The following is a 6,719-nucleotide window of genomic DNA, read 5'->3' on the forward strand; positions in this document are numbered from 1 at the left end:
AACGGCCCCGCCTGCCGTCTGGCAAGCGGGGCCGAACATTAGCGAGGCGCCGGGTTAGGCGTCCTTCTTCTCGTCCGTGTCCGAGACTTCCTCGAACTCGGCGTCGACCACGCCGTCGTCGGCCGGTTGGCCCTCGGCGTCGCCGTCAGCCCCGCCCTGCTGGGCGGCGTACATGGCCTCGCCCAGCTTCATCGAAGCCTGCGCCAGGGTGTTGGTCTTCTCGCGGATGGCCTCGGGGTCCGTGCCGTCCTTGGCCGACTTCAGGTCGTCCAGGGCCGACTGGATGGTCGCCTTGGTCGCGTCGTCGATCTTGTCGCCGTGCTCGGCCAGGGCCTTTTCGGTCGAGTGGACCAGGCTGTCGGCGCCGTTCTGGGCCTCGACCAGTTCCTTGCGGGCCTTGTCGGCCGCGGCGTTGGCCTCGGCTTCCTTGACCATGTTCTCGATGTCGGAGTCCGACAGGCCGCCGTTGGCCTGGATGCGGATCGACTGCTCCTTGTTCGTCGCCTTGTCCTTGGCCGTCACATGGACGATGCCGTTGGCGTCGATGTCGAAGGCGACCTCGATCTGCGGCATGCCGCGCGGCGCGGGCGGAATGCCCATCAGGTCGAACTGACCCAGCACCTTGTTGTCGGCGGCCATCGGGCGCTCGCCCTGGAAGACTCGGATCGTCACGGCCGACTGATTGTCGTCAGCGGTCGAGAAGACCTGAGCCTTCTTGGTCGGGATCGTCGTGTTGCGCTCGATCAGCGGCGTGAACACGCCGCCCAGGGTCTCGATGCCCAGCGTCAGCGGCGTCACGTCCAGCAGCAGCACGTCCTTGACGTCGCCTTGCAGAACGCCGGCCTGAACGGCGGCGCCCAGGGCCACGACTTCATCCGGGTTCACGCCCTTGTGCGGCTCCTTGCCGAAGAACTTCTTCACGGCTTCCTGCACGGCGGGCATGCGGGTCATGCCGCCGACCAGGACGACTTCATCGATGTCCGAAGCCTTGAGGCCCGCGTCCTTCAGCGCCTTGGCGCAGGGCTCGATCGTCCGCTGGACCAGATCGTCCACCAGAGCTTCCAGCTTGGCGCGCGACAGCTTGATGTTCAGGTGCAGCGGGCCCGAGGCGTTCATGGTGATGAACGGCAGGTTGACCTCGTACTGGGTCGTCGAGGACAGCTCCTTCTTGGCCTTTTCGGCCTCTTCCTTCAGGCGCTGCAGGGCCAGCTTGTCCTGGCGCAGGTCGACGCCCTGCTCCTTCTTGAACTCGTCGGCCAGGTAGTCGACCAGACGCATGTCGAAGTCTTCACCGCCCAGGAAGGTGTCGCCGTTGGTCGACTTCACCTCGAACACGCCGTCGCCGATCTCCAGGATCGAGACGTCGAAGGTGCCGCCGCCCAGGTCGTAGACGGCGATCTTCTGACCGTCGTTCTTCTCAAGACCATAGGCCAGGGCCGCCGCGGTCGGCTCGTTGATGATGCGCAGGACTTCCAGACCGGCGATCTTGCCGGCGTCCTTGGTCGCCTGACGCTGGGCGTCGTTGAAATAGGCCGGAACGGTGATGACGGCCTGGGTGACCTTCTCGCCCAGATAGGCCTCGGCGGCCTCCTTCATCTTGCCCAGGGTGAAGGCCGAAACCTGCTGGGGCGAATAGTCCTTGCCGTGGGCCTGAACCCAGGCGTCGCCGGTCGGACCCTTGACGATCTCGAAGGGCACCATGCCCTTGTCCTTGGCCACCACCGGGTCATCGAAATTGCGGCCGATCAGGCGCTTGATGGCGAAGAAGGTGTTGGCGGGGTTGGTCACCGCCTGACGGCGCGCGGGCTGGCCGACGAGGATTTCGCCGCCGTCCTGAATGGCGACCACCGACGGGGTGGTGCGGGCGCCTTCGGCGTTCTCGATGACCTTGGGGTTCTTGCCGTCCATGACGGCGACGCACGAGTTGGTCGTGCCGAGGTCGATGCCGATGATCTTGGCCATGGGCTTGTCTTTTCACTCCTTGCGGCGGGCGATGCGGCGGCCTTGGATCAAGCGCCGCGCGTGACCGCCCCCAGATGGGCTTTTGAAATCATGCCGCGCCGGGCGAGGCCCGGTTCGGCGGTGGATGGGATCGGCGAGCAAGCCCCTAACGAATAGGGGGTTATCGCCGGATTGGCTCGGATATGGGAAAGACCGCATGGGCTGCAAGGCCTTCCGCCCGGTTCCGGGCCGATTCCGCGCCTTATGGCGGACAAGGCGGCGCGGCGCCGCTAAATTCGGCCGATGATCCCGCAAAACAGCCCGCAACCGTCCAGAAAAGAGCTGAGGGAAGCGCCGACCGCCCTGCCCGGCTTTCGTCTGTGGCCCGGCCTGCTGGACGCTGTGGAACAGGCCGAACTGCTGGCCGAGGTGCGGCGAGGCCTGGAGGCGGCGCCCCTCTATCGCCCCGTCACGCCCGGCGGGCGGCCGTTTTCGGTGCGGATGAGCAATTTCGGCGCCCTGGGCTGGGTGTCGGACCGCGAAGGCTATCGCTATCAGCCGACCCATCCGGCGACCGGCGCGCCCTGGCCCGCCATTCCGCCCCGGCTGCTGAGCCTGTGGGACGCCCTGACCGGCTGGCCGAGCCCGCCCGACGCCTGCCTGGTCAACCTCTATCAGGGCGAGGCGAAGATGGGGCTGCATCAGGACCGGGACGAGCGCGACCTGACCGCGCCCGTGCTGTCGATCTCCCTGGGCGACACGGCGGTGTTCCGCATCGGCCCGGCCGAAGGCGGCAGGACGGCCAGCGTGCGCCTGGCCTCGGGCGACGTCTGCGCCCTGACCGGACCGGCGCGGCTGGCGCGTCACGGAATCGATCGGCTGCTGACGGGCTCGTCGCGGCTGCTGCCCGGCGGGGGGCGGGTCAACCTGACCCTGCGGGTCGCCGGCTAGACGGAAGGACTCGACGCGACGGCGAAAGCCGGGGCACTGTCGCGGCTTCCACAGCGCCGACCGGAGCCCCGAGATGACCCTGATCACCCGGCCCGAGGGCCTGAGCCCCGACCAGATCGCCCCCAGCCGCCGCAGCCTGGGCGTGGCGACGGCGGGCGGGCTGTTCTTCGCCGCCTACGCCCCCGCCGCCCTCAGCCAGTCGGCCCAGCCGATCGCCACCGACACGGCGGGCCTGGTCACGGCCGACGCGACCTATTCGGCGCCCGACGGCTTCGCCCTGCCCGCCTATGTCGCCCGGCCCGAAGGCGCCGGCCCCTTCCCCGTCGTCATCGTCGTGTCCGAGATCTTCGGCGTGCACGAATACATCCGCGACGTCTGCCGCCGCCTGGCCAAGGCGGGCTATGCGGCCGTGGCCCCCGCCTTCTTCGTCCGCGCGCAAGACCCGGCCCCGCTCAGCGACATGCAGACCATCATGCGCATCGTCGCCGCCGCCGGCTACGCCCAGGTGATGGGCGATATCGGCGCCACGCTGGACTGGATCGGCGCCCAGTCCTGGGCCAAGGCCGACAAGGTCGGGATCACCGGCTTCTGCTGGGGCGGCAAGGTGGTGTGGCAGGCCATGGCCCGCTTCCCGACGCTGGACGCCGGGGTCGCCTGGTACGGCCGCCTGTCCCCCGCCGACACGGCCACCGACGAACAGAAGACGGCGGGCCGCCCCTGGCCCATCGACCTGGCGGGCGAGCTGAGGGCGCCCGTGCTGGGCCTCTACGGCGGTGCAGACAGCGGCATTCCCAACGACACGGTCAAGGCGATGAACGACGCCCTGGCTGCCGCCGGCCGGAGCGACAGTCAGATCATCCTCTACGACGACGCCCCGCACGGTTTCCACGCCGACTACCGCGCCTCCTACCGCGAGGCGGACGCCAAGGACGGCTGGCGGCGGCTGCTGGCGCTGTTCGATTCGAGATTGAAGGACTGACCCCTTCACCGCTCACCCCGGCGGACGCCGGGGCCCAGTGCTTTGGCCGCAACCACGGCGCGTGACGTTCCCACTGGATCCCGGCGTCCGCCGGGATGAGCGGTCATACAGGCAAACAGAAAACGGCCCGGCGCGTCTGCGCCGGGCCGTCGTCGTTTCAGCGCGCGAAAGCCTCAGGCCTTGGCGTCGAAATTCCCGCCGGTCGTGTTCGGATCGGCATAGGCGCCGCCCGCCGCCGCGCCCGACCCCTTGGCCGCGACCACCACCATGGCCGCGCGCACGGTGCGGCCGAACAGGGCGTAGCCCGGCTGCAGCGTCTGGATGACGGCCCCGCCCGGCACGGTGTCCGAAGGCTGCTCCATCATCGCCTGGTGCAGGTGCGGATCGAAGGCGTCGCCCGGCGCCGGATCGACGCGGGTCAGGCCGTTGGCCTCAAAAGCCGACAGCAGGGACTTCTGCGTCAGTTCCAGCCCCGTGAGCATGGCCGCCGCCGGGCCGTCGGCGTCCTTGGGCGCCGTCGCCAGACCGCGCTCCAGCGTGTCGGCCACGCCCAGCAGATCCTTGGCGAAGCGCTGGATCGCATAGGCGCGGGCGTCGTTCTGCTGCGTCTCGGCGCGGCGCTTGACGTTCTCGGCCTCGGCCACCGCACGCAGGGCGCGGTCCTTCCACTGGTCGCGCTCGGCGATCAGGGCGTCGACCACGGCGGTGTCGTCGCCCTCGGGCGCGAGGTCCGCCTCGTGGATGTCCTGCTCGAGTTGATCCCGCGTCTCGTCGTTGATGTCGTTCACGTCTCTTGTCCGTCCAGAATCCGGCCCAGCACCCGGGCGGTATAGTCCACCAACGGTATGACACGGGCGTAGTTCAACCGCGCGGGCCCGATGACGCCGATGGCGCCCAGCACCCGCTGCCGGCCCGACATATAGGGCGCCGCGATCACGGCGGAACCCGAAAGCGAAAAGAGTCGCGTTTCCGCGCCGATATAGATGCGCACGCCCTGGGCCGCGCCGACGTCGTCCAGCAGGCCGATCAGCTGTTCCTTCTGCTCCAGATCGTCGAACAGGACGCGCACCCGCTCCAGATCCTCGGCCGCGCGAGCGTCCTGCAACAGATTGCCGCGCCCCCGCACGATCAGGTTGCGATCGTGACCCGCGCCGCCCGCGCCGCCGCTCCAGGCCGCCAACCCGTCCTCGACCAGACGCGCCGCAGCGGCGTCCAGATCGCGCCGCGCGGCCTCCATCTCGGCCTTCATCTCATGGCGCGCCTCGGCCAGCGGACGGCCCTTCAGCCGGGCGCTGAGAAAGTTCGACGCCTCCTGCAGGGTCGAGGGCGTGACGCCGGGCTGAAGGCTCATCAGCCGGTTCTCGACCACCCCGTCGTCGGCCACCAGCACCGCCAGCGCCTGCCCCCCGCCCAGGGCCACGAACTCGACATGACGCACCCCCGCCTCGCGCACCGGACTGGCGACGATGCCCGCCCCGCCCGCCAGACCCGACAGCAGGGACGAGGCCGCATCCAGCGCCTCCTCGACATTGCGGCCGCCGCCCTTGGCGCCCAGCACGGCCAGCCGGGCGTCGATCTCGCGCCGCTCCTCCTGACCGATGTCGCCGACTTCCAATAGGCCGTCCACGAACAGCCGCAGCCCCGCATGGGTCGGCGCCCGCCCGGCCGATGTATGCGGCGAGGCCAGCAGCCCGGCCTGCGTCAACGCCTGCATGGTGTTGCGGATCGAGGCGGGCGACAGGTCCAGCCCCGCGCGCGACAAGGTGTGCGACCCCACCGGCTCGCCCGTCTCCAGATAGCTCTCGACCACCCGCCGGAAGATGTCGCGCGCCCGCGCATCCAGCGTCGCCAGACCGGGCGAGGGATAAAGCAGGCTCATGCCGACGCCCTCCGCCCCGCCAGAACGGAACGGAGACTCACCGCAAACGGGTCAGGGCGGGACAGGCTCATGGTTTCAGGATAAGCACGCGCCATCCCGCTTCCAAGGAATTCCCATGCGCCCGTCCGAACGCACCCCCGAACAACTTCGCACCGTCACGCTGGAAACCGGCGTCAACCGCTACGCCGAGGGCTCGTGCCTGGTGTCCTTCGGCCACACCAAGGTGCTGGTGACGGCCTCGATAGAGGAGAAGGTGCCGGGCTGGATGCGCAACACCGGCCAGGGCTGGGTCACCGCCGAATACGGCATGCTGCCGCGCGCCACCCACACGCGCGGCCGCCGCGAAGCCGCCGCTGGCAAGCAGTCGGGCCGCACCCAGGAGATCCAGCGCCTGATCGGCCGCTCCTTGCGCGCCGTGGTCGACCTCAAGGCGCTGGGCGAGCGTCAGGTGCTGATCGACTGCGACGTGATCCAGGCCGACGGCGGCACGCGCACCGCCTCCATCACCGGCGCCTGGGTGGCGATGGCCTCGGCCCTCAACTACCTCAAGGACGAGGGCGTGCTGACGACCGACCCCATCCTGGATCAGGTGGCGGCCGTGTCATGCGGCGTGTTCAAGGATCTGCCGGTGCTGGACCTCGACTATGAGGAAGACTCCACCGCCGAGGCCGACAGCAACTTCGTGCTGACCGGCGCAGGCCAGATCGTCGAGATCCAGGCCACCGGCGAGAAGCGCGGCTTCAGCCGGGGCGAGTTCGACCGCCTGTTCGAACTGGCCGAAATCGGCTGCGCCGAACTGTTCGCCCTGCAGCGCGCCGCCGTCGAGGCCGCGCGCCGATAAGGCTTTTCGTGGAGCCGGATCGGGGTCATCGTCATTGACAGGCGAACCTCGATCCGGAACCCATACATGACCCGACCGTCCCTTCTGGCCTGCCTGATCCTCAGCGGCCTGCTCGCCGCCTGCCAGCA

The 6,719-nt window shown here is 69.3% G+C and carries 6 protein-coding genes; 3 read left to right on the forward strand and 3 right to left on the reverse strand.

The window, feature by feature from the left end:
- Window positions 1-54: 54 nt before the first annotated feature.
- Window positions 55-1,962: a molecular chaperone DnaK gene (gene dnaK, locus B2Y21_RS07905; protein WP_292058683.1), complete on the reverse strand. Its 1,908-nt coding sequence runs from the start codon at window positions 1,960-1,962 to the stop codon at window positions 55-57.
- Between the two features lie 282 nt (window positions 1,963-2,244).
- Here dnaK and B2Y21_RS07910 point away from each other — a divergent pair, with 282 nt between their 5' ends.
- Entirely contained in the window at window positions 2,245-2,892 is a 648-nt protein-coding gene (locus B2Y21_RS07910) for an alpha-ketoglutarate-dependent dioxygenase AlkB (RefSeq protein ID WP_292058685.1), read from the forward strand.
- A gap of 73 nt (window positions 2,893-2,965) precedes the next feature.
- On the forward strand, window positions 2,966-3,871 hold the full coding sequence (locus B2Y21_RS07915; RefSeq protein ID WP_292058688.1) for a dienelactone hydrolase family protein: 906 nt from the start codon (window positions 2,966-2,968) through the stop codon (window positions 3,869-3,871).
- 173 nt (window positions 3,872-4,044) lie between these two features.
- On the opposite strand, the gene grpE is transcribed toward B2Y21_RS07915, so the two are convergent.
- On the reverse strand, window positions 4,045-4,614 hold the full coding sequence (gene grpE / locus B2Y21_RS07920; protein WP_374759223.1) for a nucleotide exchange factor GrpE: 570 nt from the start codon (window positions 4,612-4,614) through the stop codon (window positions 4,045-4,047).
- Window positions 4,615-4,655: 41 nt separating this feature from the next.
- Window positions 4,656-5,750, reverse strand: a complete 1,095-nt coding sequence (hrcA, locus tag B2Y21_RS07925; protein ID WP_292058690.1) for a heat-inducible transcriptional repressor HrcA — start codon at window positions 5,748-5,750, stop codon at window positions 4,656-4,658.
- A 115-nt stretch (window positions 5,751-5,865) separates the two neighbouring features.
- On the opposite strand from hrcA, the gene rph reads away from it, so the two are divergent.
- Entirely contained in the window at window positions 5,866-6,591 is a 726-nt protein-coding gene (gene rph, locus B2Y21_RS07930) for a ribonuclease PH (RefSeq protein WP_003168385.1), read from the forward strand.
- Window positions 6,592-6,719 lie beyond the last annotated feature (128 nt).

Origin of the sequence: Brevundimonas sp. UBA5936 (genome assembly GCA_002430835.1) — a bacterium.
Lineage (GTDB): Bacteria > Pseudomonadota > Alphaproteobacteria > Caulobacterales > Caulobacteraceae > Brevundimonas.

Bases quoted from the DNA above. Each gene is read 5' to 3' on its own strand.
- B2Y21_RS07910 (WP_292058685.1), top strand. From the start codon at position 2,245: ATGATCCCGCAAAACAGCCCGCAACCGTCCAGAAAAGAGCTGAGGGAA.
- dnaK (WP_292058683.1), bottom strand. From the start codon at position 1,962: ATGGCCAAGATCATCGGCATCGACCTCGGCACGACCAACTCGTGCGTC.
- rph (WP_003168385.1), top strand. From the start codon at position 5,866: ATGCGCCCGTCCGAACGCACCCCCGAACAACTTCGCACCGTCACGCTG.
- hrcA (WP_292058690.1), bottom strand. From the start codon at position 5,750: ATGAGCCTGCTTTATCCCTCGCCCGGTCTGGCGACGCTGGATGCGCGG.
- B2Y21_RS07915 (WP_292058688.1), top strand. From the start codon at position 2,966: ATGACCCTGATCACCCGGCCCGAGGGCCTGAGCCCCGACCAGATCGCC.